The sequence below is a fragment of the Ruegeria sp. HKCCA6837 genome, from assembly GCF_013034475.1.
In the GTDB taxonomy this organism is placed as follows: Bacteria; Pseudomonadota; Alphaproteobacteria; order Rhodobacterales; family Rhodobacteraceae; genus Ruegeria.
Genome location: NZ_WQGD01000006.1, coordinates 126,582 through 151,912, shown reverse-complemented (window position 1 = coordinate 151,912; position 25,331 = coordinate 126,582). Strand labels below are relative to the sequence as shown.

The following is a 25,331-nucleotide window of genomic DNA, read 5'->3' as shown; positions in this document are numbered from 1 at the left end:
TTACTGCCCGTTACTCACGTTCACTTTTGTATTCCACCAGTCTTCGCTGGCGGCTTTGCTCATTCGTATGGTCGGACGCTGGCCAAGGCGCATATCGACCACGGCCACGTCGCGCTCCAGAAGGTCCTGCACTTCGTTGACAGCCAGCACGCGTTCCAGCGCACGCACCGGCCGGTCGGTCGGCAGCATGATGCGCTGGCCGCGGTCCAGAACCAGATCCCAGCGCCGCTCGCCCACGCGCACAAGCCCGCGCACGCGATTGCCCAGACTGCGCGAGGTTTGGAAAAGCTCAAGCGCTTCCGCCACATGGACATCAGCGCCCTTGCCCGCGATCAGCGGAAGACCGATATGGTCCTTGCGCGATGGCGTTTCCTTGACATGAGCGCCGGTCTCATCAAGCAGCTCCAGCCCATCACGGGTGCGCCAAACGATCACGGGTTGTCGTTCGACCACATCCACCTGCAAAATGCCGCCCGGTCGGATACGCACGGTTGCGGATTTCACCGGGTCCAATCCGGTAATCGTGTCGCGCATGTGTTCGACATCCAGATCCCAGGAACTGATCGGGAAATCCAAAGGTACGACCTCGCGAATATCCTCGGACAAACTGGTGCCTGCTCCATCAATGGCCATCAGGTTGACCATGAACTCGGGGCGTTCCTGAATAGAAGTTCGAATGTCAGCGACAAAGGCAGTGACAGCCTCGCGCCGATCTTCCGAGGCGAAGTAAAGCCCAACAGCTGCTGCCGCGGCGCAGATTGGCAGACCTACCTTGACGCCCATGCGAATGCCCGGCGTAAGCATCCAGCGCTGAAGTCGGTAGCTCAGGCGCGACGGTGCAGGATCGCTGCGGCGCGCGGTGCGGGAAAACACCCGCGCCCCACGCAGCCGCAAAAGCGGCTCTGCTTCATGTGTTTCGGTGTCAGCCGATGCGAAATCAGCATCAGGCCCCGCAAGGGGTTTACTGCGATGGATTTCCAGCGAACGGCTGGCGGTCAACGGTCGCATGAGGCGTCCTCCACCATCCAGGCACAAAGCTGGCCGAATGTCATGCCTAGATGGGCGGCCTGTTCGGGGGCCAGCGAGGTTGGCGTCATGCCAGGCTGGGTGTTGGTTTCCAACAGAAACAGCCCGTCCGGTCCCTTGCTATCATCCCAGCGAAAATCCGTACGGCTGACGCCCTTGCAACCCAAAACATCATGCGCGCGCAGAGCGTGATCCATGCAGCGGTCAAAGATGTCCTGCGGGATGTCAGCAGGTAGCACGTGCCACGATCCGCCCGGCTTGTACTTGGCGTCATAGTCGTACCAGCCATCGTCGGTCATGATCTCGGTCACGGTCAGGGCGCGGTCGCCCATCACCGTTACCGTCAACTCGCGCCCTGGCACATATTTCTCGATCATCACATGGTCGGGCATCGCCTCGTCCAGCTGCGGCGGACCATTGGCGTCTTCATGGACGATATAGATACCAACACTGGAGCCTTCGTTGTTGGGCTTGGCAACGTAAGGCGGCTCCATCACGTGAACCTCAATCACCTCGACCTTGGGTGCGATCACGCTGGGCACAACAGGCAGGCCTTCGGACTGGTAAATCTCTTTGCTGCGTTGTTTGTCCATCGCAAGGGCCGAGGCCAGAACGCCGGAATGCGTGTACGGAATCCGCATCCATTCCAGCAGGCCCTGCACACAGCCATCTTCACCCCAGCGGCCATGCAGGGCGTTGAAAACCACATCCGGCTTAATGTCCAGAAGGCGCGCATAAAGGTCGGGACCTGCGTCCAGTTCGACCACTTCAAAGCCTTCTCCCACAAGGGCGGCTGCGCATTCGCGCCCAGAGCTGAGAGACACCTCGCGTTCCGCCGAGGGTCCACCCATCAATACCGCCACTTTGAGGTTTGTCCTGCTCGACATACCCAACGTGCGCCTCAATGTCCCCGGACCTTATGTGGTGGTCCGTACTGCGTTTATGCCTTTGATCCGTCGCCTGAATTAGCCTGTTATTGGTCTGACGGTAGGGGCTTTATTCTTTCAGCGGATCACCGACCCGCATGATTTCCCACTCTAGCGTGATGCCGCTTGTTTCGTAAACCTTTTTTCGCACCTCTTCGCCCAACCCTTCAAGGTCAGCAGCGGTGGCCGCACCGGTATTGATCAGGAAATTCGAGTGTTTTGTGCTCATCTGAGCACCGCCCAGCGTCGCGCCACGCATTCCGGCGTCATCAATCACTTTCCACGCCTTGAGGTCATGCACATCATCCGCCTGCCCTGTTGAAGAAAACCCTGCCGGGTTGCGGAAAGTTGACCCGGCGCTGCGATCTTTGGTCGGCTGGGTTTCATCGCGCTTCTTAAGCTGTGCTTCCATGCGGGCGTGAAGCTCTGCGGGGTCGCCAGAAGGCCCTTGGAACGTCGCCGAAACCAGAACTGCGCCTTCGGGCAAATCGGACTGACGATAGCGAAAGTTCAGATCTTCGGGTGTCAGGTGCTGCACCTGGCCTTGCCGCGTGACGATTGTGGCTTTGCGCAAAACATCCGCCGTATAACTGCCATAGCACCCTGCGTTCATCCGCACAGCCCCGCCGATTGAACCAGGAATGGTCCGCAAAAACGTCAGGTCAACCCCAGCATCCGCCGCCTTTCGTGCCACATGAGCATCCAGCGCTGCAGCCCCGGCGGTCACAGTGGTGCCGGCGACTTCGATACCGTTGAACCCTCGCCCCAAACGGATCACCACCGCGCGTAAGCCACCATCCCGCACGATCAAGTTCGAACCCACTCCCATTGGGAAGACTGGCACATCTGACGGAAGATCGCGCAAAAACGCTTGCAGGTCTTCGAGGTCGGCGGGTTGAAACAGGTAGTCCGCCGGACCGCCGACACGCAGCCAGGTCAGGTCGTTCAGCGGGCGTGCCGGGGTCAGACGGCCCCGAACTTCGGGCAGACCACTCATGCGTTCGACTTTGCCGCCAGCCCACGCCCGCCGACACCCCCTACGATAACAGCAAGAAGGAAGGGAAGGACCGAGCCGGTCAGCCAGATGAACGGGCCGAATGCCTGTTCTTCTTCACCTGTTCCGACGCCTGCCAACATCACGATCAGGACCAACGCAACAGTCGAAGTCAGACCGATGAGCCAGAGCAACCCTTTCATCCCAATCCAGAGCCCGGCAACGAATCCGGCAACCGCGCCCAGGACCAGCGAGATAAGCGGTAAGTAGGCAAAAGTGGCGATGTCGACCATGGGGCCTCCTGAAAATGGCCGTTACTTGTTGGCCGCCTTCATGCCCTGCATTTTCGCCTTTGTCCAACGGGTGAGGTAAATCACCGGCCAGCGCAGCATCGACATGCCCGCAACAAGAACAAGCAACCCGATCCAGGGGCCGTTTTCATATGTGACAAAACCCAAAATGGGGATGCCCACTGCGATCAGACAATAGGCGCGGGTCCAATGGTTGTCCTTGCTGGGCAGCATTGCCAGAATATTGGCGGTAAGCCCCCAGAGGGCCGCGAGGGCAAGAGAAAGACTCATTCCATCACCTCACCACGCACCCATTTGCGCCAGTAATACCGGATCGGATTACGAAACATTGAAGCGAACCCACCCAATGCCAAAACCGACCAAACCCAACCATGAACATAGCCCAACCATATCATCAAACCCGGCGCACAGATCAGCAAAAGGATCCCCGGCGGAAATTGCAGGCGCATCGGCAGCATCGCCACAACGGTGGCGCAGATCACCCATAAGGCAGCCATGATCACGGAATAATCCATTTCCCCCTCCGAGGGCAGGCGATAGCAGCAAGTGCGTCAACACACCTTATGGTTGCGCATTAACGCGCTGAGATGTCAAACAGCTTGTTTCCTCTGCAACCGCTCTGGAAGCCCGTTGGCCCAGGCACTGATTGTCCCTGCCCCAAGGCAGACGACCATGTCACCGGGGCGGGCCTGCTCGCGCACCAGACGTTCTAAATCGTTTTCGTCAAAAAGCGCGCGGGCATGGCGGTGGCCGTGGCGGATCAGCCCCTGCACCAGATCATCGCGGCTGGCCCCTTCAATCGGATCTTCACCGGCGGCAAAAACCTCGGCGATGGCCACGACATCCGCATCGTTGAAGCAGGTGCAAAAATCGTCAAACAGGTTGGACAGACGTGAGTAACGGTGAGGTTGATGGACAGCGATAACGCGGCCTTCGGTCGCTTGGCGCGCAGCCTTGAGGACAGCAGCGATTTCGACCGGGTGATGGCCGTAATCGTCGATTATGGTGACACCGTCGACTTCTCCGACCTTGGTGAAGCGGCGGTTGACGCCGCCAAAATTGGCAAGCGCGTCGCGGATCTCAGTCGCTTTCATACCCAGATGGCGGGCAACAGCCACAGCGGACAATGCGTTCGAGACGTTATGGTCGCCAGGCATCGGCAGGGTGCAACCTTCGATCACTTTGTCTTCGTATTGCAGGTGAATGTCGAAATGCGCAACGCCGCCTTTGTAGGTCAGATTCTCGGCCCGCACGTCTGCCTGAGCATTGAAGCCATAGGTGCGCACACGGCGATCCGTGATGCGCCCGACCAAAGCCTGCACCTCGGCATGATCCGTGCAGCAAACGGCCAGACCATAGAAAGGCAGGTTCGAGACGAATTCGTGGAACCCATCACGCAATTTGTCGAAATCCCCCCAATGCTCCATATGCTCGGGGTCGATATTGGTGACAATCGCAATAGTCGCAGGCAGACGATTGAACGAACCATCGGATTCATCCGCCTCAACCACCATCCATTCGCCCTGCCCCATGCGCGCATTCGAACCATAGGCGTGGATGATGCCGCCATTGATCACGGTCGGGTCGAAGTCACCCGCCACCATTAGCTCAGCCATCATCGTGGTCGTGGTGGTCTTGCCATGTGTGCCCGCAATTGCGATGTTCGAGCGCAGGCGCATCAACTCGGCCAGCATGTCAGCACGCCGGACAACGGGCAGCCCTTGTGCGCGTGCCTCATCCAATTCCGGATTGCCGGGTTTGATTGCAGTCGAAACAACCACAACCGCAGCGTTTTCAAGGTTTTCAGCCCGCTGCCCGACAAAGATTTCCGCCCCCAAACCCGCCAGCCGATCAGTGATCTTCGATGCCTTCAGGTCCGAGCCCTGCACCCGATACCCCAGGTTCAAAAGCACCTCGGCGATCCCGGACATCCCAATCCCTCCGATCCCGACAAAGTGGATCGGTCCTACGTCTTGCGGCAGTTTGGTTGCAGGATTCATGCGGTCTCCTTCTGCGCCAGTTGTTCGACAAGGTGCACCAGACGCTCGGTCGCGTCGGGGGCACCGGTCGAAAGGGCGGCATGGGCCATTTTCTGTGCGGCTTCGGGGTTGGTCAGAACCGTGGTGATTTGCTGCGTCAAGGCGCGAACGTCAAGCGCATTTTCAGGGATCATGATCGCACCGCCCGCCTGCACCAATCCACGCGCATTGGCGGTTTGGTGGTCTCCGGCAGCGGCGGCAAACGGGACCAGGATCGAGGGTCGCCCAATAACCGAGATATCGGCCACGCTGGATGCACCCGAACGCGAAATGACCAATTGGGCGTCCGACATGCGACGGGGCACGTCTGCAAAAAAGGTCTGAACTTCGGCGCGGATGCCATGATCATTGTAGAACGCTGTCACACGCGCGCTGTCCTCATCCCGGGCCTGATGTGAAACGCGGATGTGGTTACGGATGTTTTCAGGCAAGGCGGCAAGGGCCTCGGGCACCACATCGCTCAGGATACGCGCGCCTTGTGAGCCGCCCATGACCAAAATCGACATCGGATAATCGCCGGGTGGAATGTATCCCGCGGCGGCGCGGTCCAGAACGGCGGCGCGTACCGGATTGCCGGTGTGGACGCCCTGTGCGCCCTGGGGCAGATCGGTTGGCCAGACACCGCATGCAACCTGTGCAACGCGAGTGGCAAACAGCTTGTTCACACGGCCCAACACACCGTTCTGTTCATGGATCATGCGCGGGATTTTCAGCAGCGTTGCCGCGCCCAGCGCCGGGATCGACGGATAGCCACCGAACCCGACAACCACGTCGGGCTTATTGCGCATCATCTGAAACGCCATGCTGGTCACGCCGCCCACGATCTTGGGGCCGACCAGCGCCTTGGCTGCTAAACCGCCGCGCGCAAAGGTGGCCGAGGACACCTCGGTAATCTCGGTCGCATCCGGGAAGGCGCCGGTGTAGCGCGCGCCGCGCGGATCGGTAGACAGGCGCACGCGCCAGCCTTTGTGCAGCAATGCCTCGGCCAGGGCCTGAGCGGGGAACATGTGGCCCCCGGTTCCGCCAGCCGCAATCAACAGGTAAGGGTTCCCCATTATCCTCGTCCGCGCAGAATATCGCCAAGCTCGCCCTGTGGACGGGTTCGGGTAAAGGCCAGCAACATGCCGATGGCAATACCGCCCGCGATCAGGGACGACCCGCCATAGCTGACGAAAGGCAACGTCATGCCCTTGGCGGGCAACAGGCGCACGGCGACGCCCATGTTGATCATCGCCTGAACGCCAAACATGCAGGCCAATCCGGTGCCTGCCAGACGAATGAACATGTCCCGTTCACGCATTAGCCGCAGCAGCGACCGCACGACAATCAGCGCATAGAGCGCGATGATAATCAGCACCAGGATCAAGCCGTATTCCTCAGCCGCGACAGCAATGATGAAATCGGTATGGGCGTCGGGCAGCGACCATTTCACCTGCCCTTCCCCTACGCCGACGCCGAACAACCCGCCTTCTCGGATGGCATTGGTGGCATAACCCAGTTGGGTGGTCGGATCGACCTCTTGGTTCAGGAAGCCATCGATGCGGCGGGCAAAGTGCTCGGAGTTTGAATAGGCAAACATACCTGCCAACACCACCGCGCCAGCCATTCCGACCAGTAAAAGCATCGGGGCACCGGCCACGAAATACATCACGCCCCAACCGAACAGGATCAGGCAGGCCTGGCCGAAATCGGGCTGCATCACCAGCATCCCGACAATCGCCATGCACAACGCGAAGGACCAGATCCGTCCCGGAGGGCCATTGATCTCTTGCGACGCAGCCAGCAACCATGCGGCCACGACGATAAAGCCGGGTTTCAAAAATTCAGAGGGTTGCAGCGAGGCAAAGCCCAGCGAATACCAGCGCACCGCGCCTTTGCCAAAATCGGTTCCGAAGACCGGCAGAAAAACCAGCGCCACAAATGACACCAAAAACCCAAGAACGGCCAGACGCCGCATCAAGGTCGGTGACATCATCGATGTCAGCAGCATCGCAATCAGCGCCAATCCGCCGAAGATGGCCTGACGTTCGACATAATGGAAAGGATCGAACCCGTTGCGTCCGGCCAGCGGCGGCGATGAGGCCAAGCCCAGCAGCAACCCAATGGTAAAAAGGATCAGAACGCAGGACATCGTCCAGCGATCAATTGTACGCCACCACTTTGGTAAAATCGGTTCTCCGCGCTGGTCCTGGACCGCGCCATACACCATCTCAGTCATGAGATACCGCCACTCTCTGCCTCGTTCACGTCCCGTTTTCGGGATCTGGTTAGGAGTCTACAGGGATTTTGGCGTTTGGGCTAGTAGGATGAAGGGCAGCTTTGAAAATCTGTGCAGCAAATAATGGTTCCGTGGTCCTGGGCTGCGCCTAATCGTGAAATAGAGGACCAGAAGGAACACGATTTGATGAGCTGTTTGCACGTACAGGCAAGAGTGGAAAGACGATGGAGCTTAAGAATAATTTAGCGATTGATTGTTCCGCCACTTGCTATCCTATCCAAACAACGCCATCCCCCGCCCATGACCTTCGATACGATCATCCTTGGGGCCGGTGCGGCCGGTATGATGTGCGCAGCCCATTGCGGCGGGCGCGTATTGGTGATCGATCACGCCAAGGCACCGGGCGAAAAGATCCGCATTTCGGGCGGCGGGCGCTGCAACTTCACCAACATGTGTGCAGGACCGGGTAACTTTCTGTCGCAGAACCCTCATTTCTGCAAATCCGCACTGGCGCGCTATACCCAGTGGGATTTCATCGATTTGGTCGGTCGGCACGGCATCGCGTGGCACGAGAAAACACTGGGTCAGCTGTTTTGTGATGGGTCATCAAAACAGATCATACAGATGCTGCTGGACGAGATGCGCGATGCAGGAGCAGAGCTGTGGGTGCAAACGTCTCTGCGCGATCTGAGTAAGACCGAAAGCGGGTTTGCACTGGAGGTCGAACGCGACGGGCAGCGTCAGCACCTGACCTGCGCCAATCTGGTGCTGGCCACCGGCGGCAAGTCGATCCCGAAAATGGGCGCGACCGGGTTGGCCTATGACATCGCCGGGCAATTCGGCTTGCGCGTGACCGACACGCGCGCCGCGCTGGTACCGTTCACCTTCTCGGATGGTCGATTCAAAGACTTGTCCGGTGTTTCCCTGCCCGCTCGGCTGTCGAACGACCGCACCAGCTTTGACGAGGCGCTGCTGTTCACGCATCGCGGGCTTAGCGGGCCGTCGGTGTTGCAGTTGTCATCCTACTGGTCCGAGGGTGAGGCGATCCGGGTAAACCTTATCCCCGATTTGCCGCTGTTCGATCTGTTGCGGACACAGCGTCAGAGCGGTGGGCGAAAGGCTTTGACAACCGAACTGGCGCGCCATCTGCCGGCCCGGTTGGTAGACTATCTGAGCAAGGTCATTCCCATGTCCGGGAACCTTGCGGATCAGTCAGATGCGAAACTTTCTGAGCTGACCACAGCCTTATCCGAGTGGTTGCTGGTGCCATCGGGAACCGAAGGGTATCGCACGGCCGAAGTCACGCTGGGCGGGATCGACACCGACGATTTGTCTTCTAAAACCATGGAGGCCAAGGATGTCCCTGGCCTCTATGCGATTGGCGAAGCGGTGGATGTCACCGGCTGGCTGGGCGGCTACAATTTCCAGTGGGCATGGTCATCGGGACATGCCGCCGGTGTTGCCATCGCCGCCAAGCATTAACCTACGACGTTATAGCCGCGTCCACGCATACAGTTGCGCACGATCACTTCCTGATTCTGAGTGTTGTTGATCGCGCTTGCACCAGCACCGATCAACGCACCGGCTGCCGCGGCACGGCCCAGATCACTGGCGCTGTTGTCGATGATCGCAGTGGTTGCCGCAGCACCGGCCGCGCCGATGGCAGCGGCGCCCGCAGTGTTGCTATCGAGCGTCGGCTGAGATCGCGCCAGCGCCTGACAATTGGCCAGATCAGACTGATAATTAGGCCCTACCGCCCCGTCGATAATCGGGACATAGTTCGCCCCGCTATTGGCGCAGGCTCCGGCCAGCGCAACGACAGGAAGGGCGAAGAATATTTTGCGTGCAGACATATCCGCTACCTCTTTGTGAACTGAAGGTGACGCAACCTTACTTCCCACAAAGTGTCAATCTGATTGAGAAAAGTCCAGATCAACCGGCAGAGCGTCGCCTCACGTCAGCCGCTTACGCACTTGTTCGGTAAAGTCATCGCCGCGTTGCTCGAAATTGTCATATTGATCGAAACTGGCAGCCGCCGGTGCCAACAACACCGTGTCACCCTCTTCCGCGTCTTCGATAGCTTGCGCTACGGCGGCCTCCATCGTGGTACAAACCAGGGCGTCCGCTTCCAGTTGCATCGCAAAACCAGCCGCTTCGCGACCGATCACATAAGCTTTGCGCACCTGATCCGCTGCCGTGTTCAGAGCTGCGATACCGCCCTCTTTCTCAAGTCCACCGCAAATCCAGCGGATATTCTTGAACGCGCTCAACGCCTTCAAGGCACTGTCGACATTGGTCGCCTTCGAATCGTTGACGTAAGTAACCCCCCCCGCTTCGGCAATGATCTGGCTGCGGTGCGGCAGGCCCGGATAGGACTGCAGCGCATCGTCGATCACGCGCGGGGCAAGTCCCAGCGACCGGCAGGCAGCGTAAGCCGCGCAGGCGTTTTGGTGGTTATGGGCACCGGGCAGACCTTTGATCGCGCGCAGGTCGATGGACCCTGCCTGACGCCCCTTGCGGTATTCCGACAAGAAACCTTTGCGTGCAAACACCTGCCACCCCGGACCTGTCAGTTTGCGCGCAACCGAGATACGGATCACCCGGTCATCCGTTGGCCCTTCGGCCAGTTGCCCGGCCAGAAACGCACCTTCGATCTCATCAATGCCAATGATTGCGCGGTCTGGCCCGCCTTCGGCAAACAGGCGTCGTTTGGCCGCGAAATAGCCGCCCATGCCGCCGTGGCGGTCCAGATGATCGGGTGAGAGGTTGGTGAATACAGCAACGTCGGGGGTCAGCGCGCGGGCCAGTTCCGTCTGATAGCTGCTGAGTTCCAGCACTACGACCGAACCATCGCCGCCCGGATCAATATCCAGAACCCCGCGTCCGATATTGCCCGCCAATTGCGCCTCGCGCCCGGCCTCGGTCAAGATGTGATGGATCAGCGCCGCCGTGGTGGATTTCCCGTTCGAGCCCGTCACCGCAATCACGCGCGGCGGCGTGTCGTAGTTGTTCCATTCCGATCCCGCGAAGGAACGGAAGAACAGGCCGATGTCGTTGTCCACCGGCACACCAGCGTCCAAAGCCGCGGAAACGACCGGGTTCGGTTCAGGATAAAGATGCGGAATGCCCGGTGAGACGATCAGCGACGCAATGCCGTCAAACGCGCCGTGTTTATGCAGATCGGCGCAAGTGAACCCTTCGCCTTCGGCAGTTTCACGAGCTGCCGGGTTGTCGTCCCAGCACACAGGCTCAGCCTTGCCAGCACGCAAGGCGCGTGCTGTCGCCAAGCCCGACCGGCCCAGCCCCAGAACTGCGACTTTCTGCCCTGAAAAGCCTTTGACCGGGATCATGTCTTATTTCCTTCGTCTAGCTGTGCCTCAAGCCAATCCGCCCGTTCTTCGACAGGCCGCTTTGGAACAAGGGTGGTCTTGAAACCAAGTTTGGGCAAGCGGTCGCACAAACCCTCATATTCCGCAAGAGCGTCAAACAGATCGTGCTTACGCTGACTGTCTTTCACATAGATTTCAGGCCATGGCGGGAACAGAAAAATCTGACGGTCATAGTCAAGCCGGACAATCCGATCTTTCAAGGCTTTGTCCAGATCAGTGTCAGTACGCTCAAACCAGATCAAGGCGTCCAGTGCCGATCGGTCGAATAGAACCAAACCGTCCGGGGCTTGGGTCATGTCGTTGAAAGCCGTCTCGATGACTTTCCGGCAAAACGCTTCGGTATTTGACCAGGGCAAGGCGGTTCCACCGACCTGCTGTTCCGCGATTACGACTCGGCGGCCGGGTTCTATGACAGTCGCATAGCCGCGCCGCGCCATCTCTTGCAGGAGGGTGGATTTACCGCCTCCTGAACAGCCTGACAGCACAATGCGACGTTTGCTCACCGTACCTTCAGCGTTGCCAGTCCGATCATCGCCAGGATCAGCGAGATGATCCAGAAACGGATGACGATGGTCGGTTCAGCCCAGCCTTTTTTCTCATAGTGGTGATGGATTGGGGCCATGAGGAAAACCCGCTTGCCGGTGCGTTTGAAGTAGAGGACCTGAATGATGACGCTCAACGCCTCGACCACGAACAGACCGCCAACCACGGCCAGAACAAGCTCGTGCTTGGTGGCGACGGCAATCGCACCCAGTGCACCACCTAGAGCCAATGAACCGGTGTCACCCATGAAGACCGCCGCGGGTGGTGCGTTGTACCACAAAAAGCCCAAACCGCCGCCGAACAAAGCAGCCGTAAAGATCAATATCTCACCGGTTCCGGGCACGTAGTGCACGTCCAGATACTCGGTAAAGTCCACACGTCCGACCGCATAGGCTATGATTCCAAGGGTCGTGGCGGCAATCATTGCGGGCATGATGGCCAGCCCATCCAGGCCGTCTGTCAGGTTTACTGCATTGGCAGCACCAACGATCACAACGACCGCGAACGGAATATAGAACAGGCCAAGATTGACCAGAGTGTCCTTGAAAACTGGCACCGCCAGTTGGTTCTGCAACGCCTCGGGATGGTGCAAAGATGCCCAGAGCGAGGCCAGAACCGCAATGATAATGCCCAGCGCCAGACGCATCTTGCCCGAAACACCCTTGGTGTTCTGCTTCGACACCTTGGCGTAGTCATCCGCGAACCCGATGGCCGCATAGGCCAAAGTCACAAACAACACCATCCAGACATAGGGATTGTCCCACCGTGCCCAGATCAGGGTCGACGTCACAAGGGCACCTACAATCAGCAACCCACCCATGGTGGGCGTGCCTGCCTTGGAAAAATGTCCCTCGGGGCCGTCATCGCGGATCGGTTGACCTTTGCCCTGTCGCTTGCGCAGAACATTGATCAGGGGTTTTCCGAACAGAAACCCAAAGATCAGCGCCGTCATAAAGGCACCGCCCGCGCGGAAGGTGATATAGCGGAAGAGGTTCCAGAAATCCCCTCCGTCCGACAGGGCGGTCAACCAATACAGCATGACAATACCTTTCTCACACGCGACGTCTGGGCGCGATCACCCATCAAGCGCGCTCCCTTGCCCCATTTTGCGCAGACCGTCAACAATCGTAGCCAGCGCCATGCTGAGAGAGCCCTTTGCCAACACCGTGTCGCCATCGCAGATCAATGAGGGCAAGTGTTCGGCCATCTCAGCACTGGTTTCGAACCAGAGCCCGCGCTTGTCATCGGGTAGCGCCTTGTGCAGGGCTTGCATCAAGGGGCCGATGCAATGCACCTGATTTATTTTCTCCATGGCTGCAACATTCGCCATTTCGGCGTGCATCGCCACTTCCTGCGAGCCCAGTTCCTTCATGTCGCCCAAAAACGCGATGCGGCGGGTACCTTGCGAGGCGGCCAACACGTCCAGCGCGGCCTCCATCGAGGTCGGATTGGCGTTGTAGCTGTCGTCCAATAGTTCGATTTGGCCACCACCAGACAACGGCAAGTTTTCGCGTACGCCGCGCCCCTTGACCGGCGACCACGCTCGCAGTCCCGCGACCGCCTGATCCAGATCGACACCCAGCTCCACGCAGACCGCCAGAGCCCCAAGCGCGTTCATGGCAAAATGGGTGCCGGCAGAGTTGATCTCAAAGCGGATGAGTTGATCACCAACAGTGGCCTGAGCGTTCACGGCGTTGGACGCTTGCTGCACATCGGTCAAACGATAATCCGAAGCCTTGCGGCCAAAATCGACGATCCCCGCCCCGCAGTCCCGTGCACTTTGACGCAGAATTTCAGCGTGCTCGATGTCTGCATTGACAATCGCGGCCCCGCCGGGCTCCAACCCTTCGAAGATCGCCGCTTTTTCATGGGCGATGCCTGCGACCGAAGCAAAAGCTTCCAGATGCACCGCCGCGACAGTCGTGACCAACGCCACGTGCGGACGGGCCTGTTTGGCCAGAGGGGCAATCTCGCCCGGGTGGTTCATGCCGATCTCAATGACGGCGAATTCCTTGTCCCGTGGCATCCGCGCCAAGGTCAGCGGCACGCCCCAATGGTTGTTGTAACTGGCCACGCTGGCATGGGTCTTGCCTTGGGTTTCGAGGATCGTCGCCAGCATTTCCTTTGTCGAGGTTTTGCCGACGCTGCCCGTCACGCCCACTACGCGCGCATCCGTTCGCGCACGGGCCGCCTGCCCTAACGCTTCGAGACCTGCCTGCACGTCGTCAACGACCAGCAACGGTGCCCCTTCGGGGACATCTTCGGGAATGTGAGAAACCAGCGCAGCCCCTGCACCTTTTTCCAACGCCTGCGCGACAAAATCATGACCGTCCCGCGCGGCTTTAAGCGCCACGAACAGATCGCCTGGCTGCAGGGTGCGGGTGTCGATCGATACACCATTTGCAACCCAATCACGCATCGCCTGACCGCCTGTCGCTTCAGCTGCCTCGGATGCTGTCCAGAGTGTCATGCAACCCTCCCATCTAGCGCGGAGACCGAGATGCTGGCTTGTTCAACGTCATCAAAGGGCAGAACCTGATCCCCCACGACTTGCCCGGTTTCATGCCCCTTGCCAGCGATCAGCAGCGCATCACCCGGTTGCAGCGCGTCGATGCCACGCAGAATAGCCTCGGCACGGTCGCCGACCTCGGTCACACTGGCCTGACCTGTGGCCTCAAGCGCACCTTCCATGACGGCTGCACGGATGGTGGCCGGGTCTTCGCTGCGTGGGTTGTCATCTGTTACAAACACGACATCAGCATGGTTCGCAGCCGCCTTACCCATCAGAGGGCGTTTCGTGGCGTCACGATCCCCACCTGCCCCAACGATGGCGATCAGACGCCCCATGACATGCGGGCGCAGCGCCTTTAGGGCCGTGGCCACAGCATCGGGCGTATGCGCGTAATCTACAAAAACCGTTGCACCGTTGTCGCGCGTAGCTGCCAGTTGCATCCGCCCCCGTACGGTCGTCAGATGCGGCAGAGTTTCAAAAACCCGCTCAGGGCTGTCGCCGGCGGCGATGACCAATCCGCAGGCCAGCAAGATATTTTCAGCCTGAAACCCGCCGATCAGATTCAGACGCGTCTGGAAAGTTCGGCCTTGCCAGGAAAAGCGTAGGTCCTGTCCTGTGGCGTCAAACCGCTGATTGATCAGGCATAAATCGGCATCGCCAAGACCAACGGTCAGCACCGATTGGCCTCGCGACTTTGCGATCCGCTGGACCTGCGCGCCCTTAGGGTCACTCAGATTGATCACCGCTGTACCGTCTTGCGGCAACACGCGGTCGAACAGCCCAGCCTTGGCGGCAAAATACGCCTCGAAGGTTTCGTGATAGTCCAGATGGTCCTGAGTGAAGTTTGAAAACCCTGCGGCTGTCAGGTGCACGCCATCCAGGCGGCGTTGCTCCAGGCCGTGGGACGATGCTTCCATCGCGGCATGGGTCACACTATTTTCAGCTGCCTCTGCCAGACAGCGATGCAGGGTGATTGGTTCAGGGGTGGTGTGGGCCAGCGGTGCGGTCCATGCACCCTCGACCCCGATCGTACCGAGGTTGACAGCGGCGTGGCCCAGCTCAGTCCAGATCTGGCGCACAAAGGTGGCAACAGATGTTTTGCCGTTGGTGCCGGTGACGGCGACGATGGTCTGCGGTTGTGCTCCAAACCACAACGCGGCTGCACCGGCCAGCGCCTGACGCGGGTCTTCGACCACAATAAGTGCCGCGCCTGATTCAGAAAGCTCGGCTTCGGCGATCTGGGCCCCTTCGGCATCTGTCAGGATCGCGGATGCTCCCATTCGAAGGGCGTATTGGGTGAACTCCCCTCCATGCACCCGCGTGCCGGGAAGGGCCGCGAACAGGAAGCCGTCTTTCACTTCACGGCTGTCAACAGCCAAACCTGTGATGTCGGGGTTTGCGCCCCCGCGCGCGGTCAGGGCCAGTTGGTTGAGTTTCTTTGTCCTTGTGCCCATGACCCACCTCTTGCCGGACAGCCTAGTTTGAGGTCAGCGTTATAGCAGCGCCCGCCTCAGGCTCAAGCCTAGGACGCAGGCCCAGCAAGGGTGCGACGCGACCAATAAGTTCGGCGGCAACAGGCACGGCGGTCCAGCCCGCAGTGCGGCGCTTTTCGCCATATGCTAGGATCGAAGGTTCGTCCAATGTGACGATCAGAACGTATTTCGGATCATAGGCCGGAAAGATCGTCGCGAAGGTCGCTATGACCTTGTCATCGTAATACCCGCCACGCGGCTTTGGCTTGTCCGCTGTGCCGGTTTTGCCAGCCACGTCATAGCCTTTGACCTCAGCAAAGCTGGCGGTGCCGTCTGTCACCACTTTACGCAACATTTTCTGGGCCTGGCTTGCGGTGTTCTCCGACATGACCCGAGGGCCGTATTGCGGGCCGTTTTTCCGCAGAATGGTCGGGCTGACATAATGCCCGCCATTGGCAATGGCCGCATACCCGGCCGCCAGATGCATCGGGCTGGTCGACAGACCATGACCGTAAGAAATGGTTACAGTGCTCAGTTCACCCCATTTCTTGGGCTTGAGCGGTACGCCACCTTTGGCCTCGACAATTTCAAACGGTGTTGGATCGAACATGCCCAACGTGTTCAGGAAATCCTGCTGTCGCTGCGCACCGATCTGCAACGCCAAACGGCCCGTACCCCGGTTCGAGCTGTGTACGATCACGTCCGCAACGCTGATCTTGCCGTAATTCTTGCCGTTGAACTCTCCGATCGGAAAACGACCGATCTTCATAGGGCCCGACGTGTCGATGATGGTATTGGAATTCACAAGCCCCAGTTGCACGGCCTGCGCTGCAGTGAAAATCTTGAAGACCGAGCCCAGTTCATAGACACCTTGTACATAGCGGTTGAACAGTGGGCTGTCTGATGGATCAAACCCCGAGGTCGGCGGGCGCGGGCGGTCATTTGGATCAAACGAGGGCAGCGACGCGGCTGAGACAACCTCACCCGTGTGTGCGTTCATCAGAACGGCCGAGGCCCCCTTGGCGTTCATGATCTTCATACCGCCATAGAGCACCTGTTCCACAGCCGCCTGAATGGTCAGGTCCAGCGACAATTGCAGCGGCTTGTTGCCGTTGGCCGGGTCACGCAGATAGTCGTCGAACTGTTTCTCGACACCTGCAACACCAATTACTTCGGCGGCACTGACGCCCTCACGACCAAAGCCGGACCCGCCCAGAATATGCGCGGCAAGCTTGCCGTTGGGATAAAGGCGCATTTCGCGTGGGCCAAACAGAATGCCCGGATCGCCGATGTCGTGTACGGCTTGCTTCTGTTCGGGTGAGATGCGTTTTTTGATCCAAAGGAACTTGCGCTTGCCGGTGAAGTCCTTGACCAGACGCTCTTTGTCCAGATCCGGGAAGATTGCCACCAACTGATCTGCGGCGGCGATCGGATCGATCATCAGGGGCGGCTGCGCGTATACCGAATAGGTGTCCAGATTTGTTGCCAGGATGCGCCCTTCGCGGTCAACGATATTGGCGCGCTGCATGGCAATGGTCGCACCCGGCGCACTTGCTACTGGCTCCTGCGCCTCGGACGTGGCCAGCATACCCATGCGGGCACCAACAACCGAGAAAGCGCAGAAGAAGAAGAAGCCCAGCACCAACAGGCGCCCTTCGGCGCGGGCGCGGGCGCGGTCTTTCATATCCTCGTGGCGTTTGCGGATGTTTTCCCGTTCAATCGCCTTTGGATTTTCACCTCGGGCGCGAGCATCAAGAATTCGGGCCAGGGGGCGCAGAGGCGTGCGTGTCATGGAATCTGCACCTCGCCCAACGCCTTAATGTCAGTGATGACCTGCAACTCAATCGGATCAACGATGGGCAGATCGGGGTCTTCGGCATAGGCAATCTGATCGGCACGCCCAAACTGCTCCGCCCGCAGCGGCAACAGTCCCAGACGCTCAAAGTTCAAATCTGCCAATTCGCGCAGTCGGTCAGGGCGGTTCAGATAGGCCCATTCCGCGTTCAAAACGGCCAGCCGTACCTGCGCCATGCCAATCTCGCGCTGGAGTTTCTGCGTTTCCTTCACCACCTGTTGGGTCCGGTAGTTTTCCTGATAGGCCCACAGCGCCAATCCAAAAACGGACAGAGCGGTCAACACATACAAAATACTCTTCATTTTGCCCTTCCCCCCAGTTGCGGCATCCCTATGGCACGGGCCTCAATTTCCCCTGCCGGTGCCTCAGTTCGGATTGCCACGCGCAGTTTGGCCGAGCGCGCACGCGGGTTTTCCTGCAATTCCAGCTCATCCGGGCCTACGGCCTTACGGGTCTTCAGCGTGAATTGCGGCTGATCCTGCTCGATTTCAGGCGCGTAACGGTTCGCACGCCCTGTCTTACCCGCGCGGGATTGAAAGAACCGCTTGACCATCCGATCCTCGATGGAATGGAAGGTCACAACGGCCAGTTGCCCGCCAGGCTTTAACGCCCTTTCCGCGGCCATCAACCCCTGAAACAGCTCCTCATATTCTGCATTGACCGCGATCCGCAGCCCTTGAAAGCTGCGTGTCGCCGGGTGCGATTGTCCCGGCTTGGCGCGCGGCAGGCAGGATTCAATAATCTCAGCAAGACGCAGGGTCGTAGTGATTGGTTCTTCGCTTCGCGCCTTCACGATGGCTTTGGCGATCCGGCGGCTCGCGCGTTCCTCACCGAAATGGAACAGAATATCCGCCAATTGTGCCTCGGTCGCCTCATTCACCAGATCGGCGGCGCTTTCGCCTTCCTGACTCATGCGCATGTCCAAGGGGCCGTCTTTCATGAAAGAAAACCCGCGCTCGGCCTGATCCAGCTGCATCGAAGACACACCAAGATCCAGCACCACACCATCCAGATCCTGAGCGTATTCGTCCATCCGCGAGAATACACCCGGCTGCATCACCAACCGGTCGCCATACCCTCCTGCCCAATCAGCGGCCATTTCAAAGGCCAGCGGATCACGGTCGACGCCAATCACCTTGTCTGCCCCTGCATCCAGCAACCCGCGCGTATATCCGCCTGCCCCAAAGGTGCCATCCAGCCAAACACCCGATACCGGAGACACTGCGGCCAGCAGTGGGCGCAGCAGAACAGGGATATGGGGTTTATCGGAGGAGGAGACAGCGCCGGACATGCCGTCACGCGTCCCCGATGCCATCGAGGTAGACCATCGGGTCAAAATCGTCGGGCAGATCGTCCATCCACTCTTCAGCCTTGGCCAGTTCTTCAACATCGTAGGTTTCGGGCTTCCAGATCTGGAAGGTGTCACCCGCGGCGATAAAGAAGGCCTCATTCTCAAGGTCAATCTTGTTGCGCAGCTTGGCAGGCAAGACCAGACGTCCGGTTTCATCCACGTTTGTCGGGAAGGACTGACCGTGGAACATGCGTTGCAGCATCTTACGCTCCATCGACCCACGTGGCAGAGCGTCGATTTTGGCGTCAACCTCGTCAATCGCCTGCATCGTATAACATTCAAGGTATTTGCGGCGGTGGTCGCCATAGACGATCACAAGCTCTGGATTGTCACCGGGCTGCCAGTTGGGATCGGACGCTTCAAGCACACGACGAAACGAGGCCGGGATCGAGACCCTGCCCTTCGCGTCCACCTTATGGTGGCTTTCACCTCTAAACCTGCGCGCCAAGACGACTGTCCCTTTCGCTTGCGCCCCACCTCAAAATTCACGTTCCCCCCGATGAAAAACGGCGGGTTGATCTGCTGCCACTGATCAACCCGCCGCATTGACCCGCTTTGCGGGATGTCCAGCTGCACGCGCCACCTGGGGGGATGTCTGCTCGCCCGCGCGCCGGATCTCTTGGTTGATGAAAGCGAGATGCCTGTATGAAACCTGATTAGTATTTTTGGTTCGGGGTCGTTTGGTGCCCCTGCTGCCTCGTCCTCATCGGATGTACAAGGGATGCCATGGGAATTCATGGAAATCAATAGGAATTTTTCCAACCGTGTTGCATGAAACACGGATTCGACATGACAAAATGTGGAAGATTCGCCGCCAAGGCACTACAAATAGAAAATTTTAAACTTGAATGCCTATATATAGACAAATACTCGATGGAAAATATTTCCCACGTTTTCCCGTTTTTTCTGAAGTTTTCGCTTAGGCTGGATTTTTTGGCTCGCTGCGGACAGACGTCACATCGAATCGCAACTCAAAAAAACCAGAGATTTAGGCCGCGATTCCCGGCTCAAACCAGAACCGCCCATAAATTCCCGTAAGCTGACCCAGCACAAGCAAGGAAGCGGGGCTTGGGTCCCGCTCCACCCCAGAAACCCGGAATCATCAAGACGTCGCCACCTCGCTAAATGTCATTCCAGGAATCCACCGAAACGTCAGGCACTGGCTGTCCACGATATAAGTCGCACAAATTCGCGCCGAATGCGCTCAATTCAAAGGCAGGCCACAGCAGCGCCTTTTTCAGGCCTTCAAAGGCACCCCATGGTAAAACCTATATTTTAAAGGTGTATATCTCTGTGTCGGGAAAAACCAAACCAATCTATGCATTTGCTGCATAGCAGCATTGATGAAGTGACCCATTGTGCAATTGCAGCATTTGCCTATCTTCAGGCTCAAGCAAACGCCGAATGACATCGGTAACGCAAGACAGACGGATGATGAAAATGGCAATCGCAAGCACACATACAGCCCCCAAGAGCGCACCGGCGTTCGGATTGAGCACACTGGTCGAAACCGCCAAGACCCGCTTTGCACGCTATCGCATGTACCGTCAGACTGTGAATGAACTGTCCAGCCTGTCGAACCGCGAACTGGCCGACCTGGGCCTGCACCGTTCGATTATCCGCCGGGTCGCAATGCAGGCGGCAGAAGACAACACCGCGCGTTAAGCGCACCAGAGATACCGAGATCAGGCCCTTCCTCCTCCCATTAGGGTCTGTAATCAGCGGCAACGTCTTTCCTCCTCCCTGACGTTGCCGCACCCTATACCGGCCTCAAGATGCCGGAACGTGATACATCGAGGCTCTCCTCCTCCCTGCCTTGATGTTGAAAGCGCGCGGCGACGTCGTCCTCCTCCCTGACGTCGCCGCGTCTTACCCATACCGGGCTCAAACCCGGGTTCGTATACATCAGGGCTCTCCTCCTCCCTGCTCTGATGTTGACAAGACGGCGGTTCCCTCCTCCTCCCTGGGAACCGCCGTTTTTTGTTTTTCTGACACTGGTGTAAGATGGCCCTCTGATTTCGGATCCGGAGGACGCCATGGCCGCCTATTTCATCGCGCAGATCGACATCCACGACCCGGATGGGTATCAGGAGTATCTGGCGGGCTTCATGCCGATCTTTGATCGCCATGGCGGCCGTTTGCTCACCGTTTCTTCCAAACCGGTCGAACGTATCGAAGGCGATTGGCCGGAAGGTGGAATTGTGCTGATGGAGTTTCCGGACCTTGCCGCAGCGAAAGCCTGGAAAGATGACCCCGACTACATCGCACTGGCAACGATCCGACAGGCCACGGCATCGACCAATCTGGTTCTTGTTGAAGGATTATGATGCCTTAGAACGGAACGTCATCTTTGTTGGTCAGGAATCGTGACACCACTTTCTTGGTGCCCGCCTTATCGAAATCGACCTCGACCTTGTCGCCCTCGATACCGATGACCGCGCCATAGCCGAACTTCTGGTGGAAAACGCGTTCACCCAGCGTGAAGCTGGCCAAAGCGGTGGCGTCGATCACCGTGTTCCGACTTTCGCGGGGTTGTGACGTGCCATATTGCCCCTGCCGCGCTTGCATCCGTTTCCAGCCCGGTGAGTTATAGACATTGGCTTCGGCTGCGCGGGATTCGATTCCCGCTGTCTGGTGCCCGCCGCCATAGAGGCCGGGAGGAGTCAGAACCTCTACATGCTCTCCCGGCAATTCGTCGATGAAACGCGAAGGCATGGAGTTCTGCCATTGCCCAAAAACCCGCCGGTTGGCGGCAAAGGAAATCGTACAAACCTCTTCCGCGCGGGTGATGCCGACATAGGCCAGGCGACGCTCTTCCTCGAGCCCCTTGAGCCCGGATTCGTCCATCGACCGCTGCGAGGGGAACAACCCGTCCTCCCATCCTGGCAGGAAAACAACCGGAAACTCGAGCCCCTTGGCTGCATGTAGAGTCATGATCGACACCTTGGCCCCATCCGAATCCTGTTCGTTGTCCATGACAAGGCTGACGTGTTCCAAAAACCCCTGAAGGTTTTCGAAATTGTCCAGTTGGTTGACCAGTTCCTTAAGGTTTTCCAAACGCCCCGGCGCTTCAGGGGTCTTGTCGTTCTGCCAATGAGCAGTGTAGCCGGATTCGTCGAGGATGATCTGGGCCAGTTCGATATGCGTATGCTCGGGCGCACCGAACCGCAGGGGTGATCCGTCATCAATCACCGAGTCGTCGTCTACCTCGATCCGCGGGCCGCGCGTCATCGCGTTCCACCGCGCCAGCCCATCAATCAACTCGCGCAGGGCTTTGCCACCCTTCCCCTTGATCAGCCCATTGTCGACGGCGATCCGTGCCCCATCAACCAGAGAAACACCGTTTTCACGTGCAGTCATCTGAATGGTCTGCTGCGCCTTGTCGCCAAGGCCGCGTTTTGGAGTGTTCACTATACGCTCAAAGGCCAGATCGTCTTCGGGGCTGATCACCAGCCGGAAATAGGCCATGGCATCGCGAATCTCCATCCGTTCATAGAATCGCGGGCCGCCGATCACTTTGTAAGGCAGACCAATGGTCAGGAAGCGGTCTTCGAACGCGCGCATCTGGTGCGAGGCGCGGACGAGGATGGCGATTTCATCCAGGGTCACCGGGCGGATACCGCGCGTACCGCCTTGCATCGCGTCGATTTCCTCGCCGATCCAGCGGGCTTCTTCCTCGCCATCCCAATGGCCGATCAAGTTGACCTTGTGGCCGTCTTCGGCGTCGGTCCAGAGCTCTTTGCCCAGCCGGTTTTCATTGCCCCGAATGACGTTCGATGCGGCTGCTAGAATATGCGGGGTCGAGCGGTAGTTCTGCTCCAGCCGCACCACATAAGCGCCCGGGAAATCCTTTTCGAACCGCAGGATGTTGCCCACTTCAGCCCCGCGCCAGCCGTAAATCGATTGATCGTCGTCCCCCACACAACAGATATTCTTGTGCCCTCCGGCCAGCAGTCGCAGCCACAAATATTGAGCAATGTTGGTGTCCTGATACTCGTCCACCAGAATGTAGCGGAACCAGCGCTGGTATTGCTCCAACACGTCCGGATGGGTTTGGAAGATCGTGACCATGTGCAGCAGCAGGTCACCGAAATCTACCGCATTCAACTCTCGCAGGCGCGTCTGGTACTGTGCATAAAGCTCAATACCCTTGTTGTTGTACGCCCCAGCATCGGCAGAAGGCACCTTATCCGGTGTCAGCGCACGGTTTTTCCAATCGTCGATAATACTGGCCAGCAACCGCGCAGGCCAACGCTTGTCATCGATGTTCGCAGCCTGAGTAAGCTGTTTCAGCAGTCGTTTCTGGTCGTCGCTGTCCAAAATAGTGAAGTTCGATTTCAGATCGACCAATTCCGCGTGACGGCGCAGCAGCTTGACGCAGATCGAGTGGAACGTGCCCAGCCACGGCATCCCTTCGGCAGGCTGGCCCAGCAGGCGACCGACCCGCTCTTTCATCTCGCGCGCGGCTTTGTTGGTGAATGTCACCGAAAGAATCTCATTCGGACGGGCCCGCGCCGTATTGAGCAGATGCGCGATCCGGGCCGTCAGAGCCTTGGTTTTGCCCGTCCCTGCCCCAGCCAACATCAGAACCGGGCCATCCAGATGTTCGACCGCCTCCCGTTGCGCTGGGTTCAGCTCATCCAGATAGGGCGAAGGGCGCACGGCCATAGCCCGCGCCGACAGCGATGCGCCCTCGAAGGCGTCCATTTCTTCAAAACTGCTCATGGATCCAAACTACGCTGGATCAGCCCGGAGGGAAAGAGTTTGTTCACGGCTTGTTCACAGGCTTTTCATACTTCTTTTTGCGTAAATTCGAAACAATGAAACGAACATCGCCGCTTAAAAGTTAACCCTCTGTCAAACTCAGGGCCGGATGCTGATCCCATTGCTGTGGGAGCGGGAAAGATGGAACAGACGAATCCGACGACAGGTTCATCGCGTTTGAAAATGGTGGGTGCGGGCCTCATGCTGGTCGTTCTGACGGCCGCAGCTGGTTGGGGCATCTACGTGGTCCCCGCACCAGTAGTGGATCGCATGCTGGAAGCAGACCTGCGCAAAAGCGCCGTGCGGCTGAGCCGTCAGGTCGAAAGCAATTTAAGCAGTCTGGAGGCGACATTCCGCGATCATTCGCTCAGCCCGCATGACCAGGATTTTCTGAATCTGTTGCCAGAAACCTCGGACATCTACCGGTTCAAACTGTTCGATGCATCAGGCAACGTATTTTGGTCGACCCGCAGCAGTGACGTTGGCTCGGTGAACACAAAACCTTACTTTAAGTCTGTCGTTGCCGCCGGCGGCCTTTATTACAAACACGAAGAGAAACCTATCACGGAAATTGACTCCTTTGCCCCTGATCGCCGCGGGAATAAGGGGCGGAACAGCCGCCATGTCGCCGAGGTCTATACACCGATTATCAAAGATGCGACGTTTCTGGGGGCAATCGAATTCTATTCGGACATCACGGACCTAAGGAATCTGTTCATCACGCGGGTGCGCTTGTCTCTGGCAATCCTCAGCGGAGTGGCGCTTCTGGCTCTGACAACTGTGATCCTGATTGTCCACCGCACCAACCTGCGTCAAGTGCGCGACCTTCGCAAACGAGCCGTGAAAGAGCGGGAATTGATGGACGAACAGCTGCGCTTGGCCCGCGAAGTACGCTTGCTGGGTGAGTTGAATGAATGGCTGCAATCCAGTCGATCGCTGGATGAGCTGTTCGATATGGTGTCACGCTTCATGACCCACATCCTGCCCGAGGCAGAGGGCAGCGTTTATGTCTATTCCAACTCTCGCGATGTTCTGGACGGTTGCGCCAGTTGGAATGGCGGCACGCACAAGTCGCATATTCACCCCGAAGGCTGCTGGGGATTGCGGCGGGGACGCACCTATGAATTCGGCGCATCCGAGATCGACTTTGTCTGTGAACACGCCGAACCGCATGATGGGCGACCCTATTTCTGTTTTCCCATCCTCGCGCATGGCGAAACCGTCGGCCTGCTGCATCTTAGGGCGCTTGTCGGGCGTGACGCATGTTTTCACAAAAGTCGTAAACTCGCGCAGCTGTGCGCCGAGCAGATCAGCATGGCCATTGCCAACGTCAGAATGCGCGATCAATTGCATGACCAATCGGTACGCGACCCTCTGACTGGCCTATTCAATCGTCGTCACTTGACGGAAACGCTACGCAAGTCGATCAGTCGCAGCCAAAAGACCGGAGCGGCGCTGAGTCTGATCGCCGTGGACGTGGATCATTTCAAAAAGTTCAACGACACGCATGGGCACGACGCGGGTGACATGGTCTTGCGTGCGGTTGGGGCCGCGCTGGAACAGGGCTGCGACCGCGACGAGGTGGCCTGTCGCATCGGCGGTGAAGAATTTATGTTGATCCTACCCGACAACACCCCCGAAGACGCCATAACCCGCGCAGAGCACCTGAGACAGGCAGTCGAAGCCGTCACCGTCCGCTATGGCGAAAAGGCCTTGCCCCGCATCACCATCTCGGTCGGGGTGGCGCATTACCCGAAGCACGGAACCATGCCACAGAATCTGATGCGCGCGGCCGACGATGCGCTTTATGCGGCCAAGGACAAAGGGCGCAACCAGGTTGAGGTAGCCAGCGAAACCCAGAATCAGGTCAAGCGACCCCTCGCCAAAGGCAAGCAGACCCACCCGGACGCGGCCTAATACCCTTGCCGAAT

General features: G+C 58.5%; 24 protein-coding genes. 4 read left to right on the top strand and 20 right to left on the bottom strand.

Annotation, left to right across the window (positions count from 1 at the left end; all coding sequences use genetic code 11):
• From GOV91_RS10945 to ftsW, 9 genes are all read right to left on the bottom strand, one after another.
• Window positions 1–1,008: a cell division protein FtsQ/DivIB gene (locus GOV91_RS10945; protein ID WP_171235529.1), complete on the bottom strand. Its 1,008-nt coding sequence runs from the start codon at window positions 1,006–1,008 to the stop codon at window positions 1–3.
• The gene (locus tag GOV91_RS10940) at window positions 996–1,913 is read right to left on the bottom strand and encodes a D-alanine--D-alanine ligase (protein ID WP_171235528.1); all 918 of its coding nucleotides are present in this window, start codon (window positions 1,911–1,913) and stop codon (window positions 996–998) included. Before GOV91_RS10940 ends, GOV91_RS10945 begins: the two co-directional genes overlap by 13 nt.
• Before the next feature lie 109 nt (window positions 1,914–2,022).
• A complete protein-coding gene (gene murB, locus GOV91_RS10935; RefSeq protein ID WP_171235527.1) occupies window positions 2,023–2,949 on the bottom strand; it encodes a UDP-N-acetylmuramate dehydrogenase in 927 nt (308 codons plus the stop codon).
• On the bottom strand, window positions 2,946–3,239 hold the full coding sequence (locus GOV91_RS10930; protein WP_171235526.1) for a hypothetical protein: 294 nt from the start codon (window positions 3,237–3,239) through the stop codon (window positions 2,946–2,948). Before GOV91_RS10930 ends, murB begins: the two co-directional genes overlap by 4 nt.
• A gap of 21 nt (window positions 3,240–3,260) precedes the next feature.
• A complete protein-coding gene (locus GOV91_RS10925) occupies window positions 3,261–3,527 on the bottom strand; it encodes a DUF2484 family protein (protein WP_171235525.1) in 267 nt (88 codons plus the stop codon).
• Window positions 3,524–3,772, bottom strand: a complete 249-nt coding sequence (locus tag GOV91_RS10920; RefSeq protein ID WP_171235524.1) for a DUF2484 family protein — start codon at window positions 3,770–3,772, stop codon at window positions 3,524–3,526. The genes GOV91_RS10925 and GOV91_RS10920 overlap by 4 nt, the downstream gene beginning before the upstream one ends.
• A gap of 75 nt (window positions 3,773–3,847) precedes the next feature.
• Entirely contained in the window at window positions 3,848–5,257 is a 1,410-nt protein-coding gene (gene murC, locus GOV91_RS10915) for a UDP-N-acetylmuramate--L-alanine ligase (protein ID WP_171235523.1), read from the bottom strand.
• Window positions 5,254–6,351: a UDP-N-acetylglucosamine--N-acetylmuramyl-(pentapeptide) pyrophosphoryl-undecaprenol N-acetylglucosamine transferase gene (locus GOV91_RS10910; RefSeq protein ID WP_171235522.1), complete on the bottom strand. Its 1,098-nt coding sequence runs from the start codon at window positions 6,349–6,351 to the stop codon at window positions 5,254–5,256. Before GOV91_RS10910 ends, murC begins: the two co-directional genes overlap by 4 nt.
• The gene (gene ftsW / locus GOV91_RS10905) at window positions 6,351–7,514 is read right to left on the bottom strand and encodes a putative lipid II flippase FtsW (RefSeq protein WP_171235521.1); all 1,164 of its coding nucleotides are present in this window, start codon (window positions 7,512–7,514) and stop codon (window positions 6,351–6,353) included. The genes GOV91_RS10910 and ftsW overlap by 1 nt, the downstream gene beginning before the upstream one ends.
• Window positions 7,515–7,814: 300 nt before the next feature.
• Between ftsW and GOV91_RS10900 the strand changes: the two genes are divergently transcribed.
• Complete coding sequence (locus GOV91_RS10900; protein WP_171235520.1) at window positions 7,815–8,996, top strand: NAD(P)/FAD-dependent oxidoreductase; 1,182 nt, start codon at window positions 7,815–7,817, stop codon at window positions 8,994–8,996.
• Here GOV91_RS10900 and GOV91_RS10895 read toward each other — a convergent pair.
• The 10 genes from GOV91_RS10895 to mraZ all read right to left on the bottom strand — a co-directional run bounded on the left by GOV91_RS10895 (window position 8,993) and on the right by mraZ (window position 19,084).
• A complete protein-coding gene (locus GOV91_RS10895) occupies window positions 8,993–9,367 on the bottom strand; it encodes a glycine zipper family protein (RefSeq protein WP_171092324.1) in 375 nt (124 codons plus the stop codon). The two genes, GOV91_RS10900 and GOV91_RS10895, sit on opposite strands and share 4 nt — an antisense overlap.
• 99 nt (window positions 9,368–9,466) lie before the next feature.
• Window positions 9,467–10,864 (bottom strand): UDP-N-acetylmuramoyl-L-alanine--D-glutamate ligase, encoded by a 1,398-nt coding sequence (murD, locus tag GOV91_RS10890; RefSeq protein ID WP_171235519.1) that lies wholly within the window; start codon window positions 10,862–10,864, stop codon window positions 9,467–9,469.
• On the bottom strand, window positions 10,861–11,406 hold the full coding sequence (locus GOV91_RS10885; RefSeq protein ID WP_171235518.1) for an AAA family ATPase: 546 nt from the start codon (window positions 11,404–11,406) through the stop codon (window positions 10,861–10,863). Before GOV91_RS10885 ends, murD begins: the two co-directional genes overlap by 4 nt.
• On the bottom strand, window positions 11,403–12,485 hold the full coding sequence (gene mraY / locus GOV91_RS10880; RefSeq protein WP_171175328.1) for a phospho-N-acetylmuramoyl-pentapeptide-transferase: 1,083 nt from the start codon (window positions 12,483–12,485) through the stop codon (window positions 11,403–11,405). Before mraY ends, GOV91_RS10885 begins: the two co-directional genes overlap by 4 nt.
• 36 nt (window positions 12,486–12,521) lie before the next feature.
• The gene (murF, locus tag GOV91_RS10875) at window positions 12,522–13,916 is read right to left on the bottom strand and encodes a UDP-N-acetylmuramoyl-tripeptide--D-alanyl-D-alanine ligase (protein ID WP_171235517.1); all 1,395 of its coding nucleotides are present in this window, start codon (window positions 13,914–13,916) and stop codon (window positions 12,522–12,524) included.
• Entirely contained in the window at window positions 13,913–15,412 is a 1,500-nt protein-coding gene (locus tag GOV91_RS10870; protein ID WP_171235516.1) for a UDP-N-acetylmuramoyl-L-alanyl-D-glutamate--2,6-diaminopimelate ligase, read from the bottom strand. Before GOV91_RS10870 ends, murF begins: the two co-directional genes overlap by 4 nt.
• A 22-nt stretch (window positions 15,413–15,434) precedes the next feature.
• On the bottom strand, window positions 15,435–17,222 hold the full coding sequence (locus GOV91_RS10865) for a penicillin-binding protein 2 (protein WP_171175334.1): 1,788 nt from the start codon (window positions 17,220–17,222) through the stop codon (window positions 15,435–15,437).
• On the bottom strand, window positions 17,219–17,587 hold the full coding sequence (locus GOV91_RS10860) for a cell division protein FtsL (RefSeq protein WP_171235515.1): 369 nt from the start codon (window positions 17,585–17,587) through the stop codon (window positions 17,219–17,221). Before GOV91_RS10860 ends, GOV91_RS10865 begins: the two co-directional genes overlap by 4 nt.
• Window positions 17,584–18,576, bottom strand: a complete 993-nt coding sequence (gene rsmH, locus GOV91_RS10855; protein WP_171235514.1) for a 16S rRNA (cytosine(1402)-N(4))-methyltransferase RsmH — start codon at window positions 18,574–18,576, stop codon at window positions 17,584–17,586. Before rsmH ends, GOV91_RS10860 begins: the two co-directional genes overlap by 4 nt.
• Before the next feature lie 4 nt (window positions 18,577–18,580).
• Entirely contained in the window at window positions 18,581–19,084 is a 504-nt protein-coding gene (mraZ, locus tag GOV91_RS10850; RefSeq protein WP_171235513.1) for a division/cell wall cluster transcriptional repressor MraZ, read from the bottom strand.
• A 992-nt stretch (window positions 19,085–20,076) separates the two neighbouring features.
• Between mraZ and GOV91_RS10845 the strand changes: the two genes are divergently transcribed.
• Window positions 20,077–20,301 (top strand): DUF1127 domain-containing protein, encoded by a 225-nt coding sequence (locus GOV91_RS10845; RefSeq protein ID WP_171175342.1) that lies wholly within the window; start codon window positions 20,077–20,079, stop codon window positions 20,299–20,301.
• 371 nt (window positions 20,302–20,672) lie between these two features.
• Window positions 20,673–20,963 carry a DUF1330 domain-containing protein gene (locus tag GOV91_RS10840; RefSeq protein ID WP_171235512.1) on the top strand — a complete coding sequence of 97 codons (291 nt, stop codon included), beginning with the start codon at window positions 20,673–20,675 and terminating at the stop codon, window positions 20,961–20,963.
• A 4-nt stretch (window positions 20,964–20,967) separates the two neighbouring features.
• On the opposite strand, the gene GOV91_RS10835 is transcribed toward GOV91_RS10840, so the two are convergent.
• Window positions 20,968–23,361, bottom strand: a complete 2,394-nt coding sequence (locus GOV91_RS10835) for an ATP-dependent helicase (RefSeq protein ID WP_171235511.1) — start codon at window positions 23,359–23,361, stop codon at window positions 20,968–20,970.
• A gap of 180 nt (window positions 23,362–23,541) precedes the next feature.
• Here GOV91_RS10835 and GOV91_RS10830 point away from each other — a divergent pair, with 180 nt between their 5' ends.
• Window positions 23,542–25,317: a sensor domain-containing diguanylate cyclase gene (locus GOV91_RS10830; protein ID WP_171235510.1), complete on the top strand. Its 1,776-nt coding sequence runs from the start codon at window positions 23,542–23,544 to the stop codon at window positions 25,315–25,317.
• The last annotated feature ends 14 nt before the right edge of the window (window positions 25,318–25,331 follow it).

Bases quoted from the DNA above. Each gene is read 5' to 3' on its own strand.
- GOV91_RS10945 (WP_171235529.1), bottom strand. From the start codon at position 1,008: ATGCGACCGTTGACCGCCAGCCGTTCGCTGGAAATCCATCGCAGTAAA.
- GOV91_RS10940 (WP_171235528.1), bottom strand. From the start codon at position 1,913: ATGTCGAGCAGGACAAACCTCAAAGTGGCGGTATTGATGGGTGGACCC.
- murB (WP_171235527.1), bottom strand. From the start codon at position 2,949: ATGAGTGGTCTGCCCGAAGTTCGGGGCCGTCTGACCCCGGCACGCCCG.
- GOV91_RS10930 (WP_171235526.1), bottom strand. From the start codon at position 3,239: ATGGTCGACATCGCCACTTTTGCCTACTTACCGCTTATCTCGCTGGTC.
- GOV91_RS10925 (WP_171235525.1), bottom strand. From the start codon at position 3,527: ATGAGTCTTTCTCTTGCCCTCGCGGCCCTCTGGGGGCTTACCGCCAAT.
- GOV91_RS10920 (WP_171235524.1), bottom strand. From the start codon at position 3,772: ATGGATTATTCCGTGATCATGGCTGCCTTATGGGTGATCTGCGCCACC.
- murC (WP_171235523.1), bottom strand. From the start codon at position 5,257: ATGAATCCTGCAACCAAACTGCCGCAAGACGTAGGACCGATCCACTTT.
- GOV91_RS10910 (WP_171235522.1), bottom strand. From the start codon at position 6,351: ATGGGGAACCCTTACCTGTTGATTGCGGCTGGCGGAACCGGGGGCCAC.
- ftsW (WP_171235521.1), bottom strand. From the start codon at position 7,514: ATGACTGAGATGGTGTATGGCGCGGTCCAGGACCAGCGCGGAGAACCG.
- GOV91_RS10900 (WP_171235520.1), top strand. From the start codon at position 7,815: ATGACCTTCGATACGATCATCCTTGGGGCCGGTGCGGCCGGTATGATG.
- GOV91_RS10895 (WP_171092324.1), bottom strand. From the start codon at position 9,367: ATGTCTGCACGCAAAATATTCTTCGCCCTTCCTGTCGTTGCGCTGGCC.
- murD (WP_171235519.1), bottom strand. From the start codon at position 10,864: ATGATCCCGGTCAAAGGCTTTTCAGGGCAGAAAGTCGCAGTTCTGGGG.
- mraY (WP_171175328.1), bottom strand. From the start codon at position 12,485: ATGCTGTATTGGTTGACCGCCCTGTCGGACGGAGGGGATTTCTGGAAC.
- murF (WP_171235517.1), bottom strand. From the start codon at position 13,916: ATGACACTCTGGACAGCATCCGAGGCAGCTGAAGCGACAGGCGGTCAG.
- GOV91_RS10870 (WP_171235516.1), bottom strand. From the start codon at position 15,412: ATGGGCACAAGGACAAAGAAACTCAACCAACTGGCCCTGACCGCGCGC.
- GOV91_RS10865 (WP_171175334.1), bottom strand. From the start codon at position 17,222: ATGACACGCACGCCTCTGCGCCCCCTGGCCCGAATTCTTGATGCTCGC.
- GOV91_RS10860 (WP_171235515.1), bottom strand. From the start codon at position 17,587: ATGAAGAGTATTTTGTATGTGTTGACCGCTCTGTCCGTTTTTGGATTG.
- rsmH (WP_171235514.1), bottom strand. From the start codon at position 18,576: ATGTCCGGCGCTGTCTCCTCCTCCGATAAACCCCATATCCCTGTTCTG.
- GOV91_RS10845 (WP_171175342.1), top strand. From the start codon at position 20,077: ATGGCAATCGCAAGCACACATACAGCCCCCAAGAGCGCACCGGCGTTC.
- GOV91_RS10840 (WP_171235512.1), top strand. From the start codon at position 20,673: ATGGCCGCCTATTTCATCGCGCAGATCGACATCCACGACCCGGATGGG.
- GOV91_RS10835 (WP_171235511.1), bottom strand. From the start codon at position 23,361: ATGAGCAGTTTTGAAGAAATGGACGCCTTCGAGGGCGCATCGCTGTCG.
- GOV91_RS10830 (WP_171235510.1), top strand. From the start codon at position 23,542: ATGGAACAGACGAATCCGACGACAGGTTCATCGCGTTTGAAAATGGTG.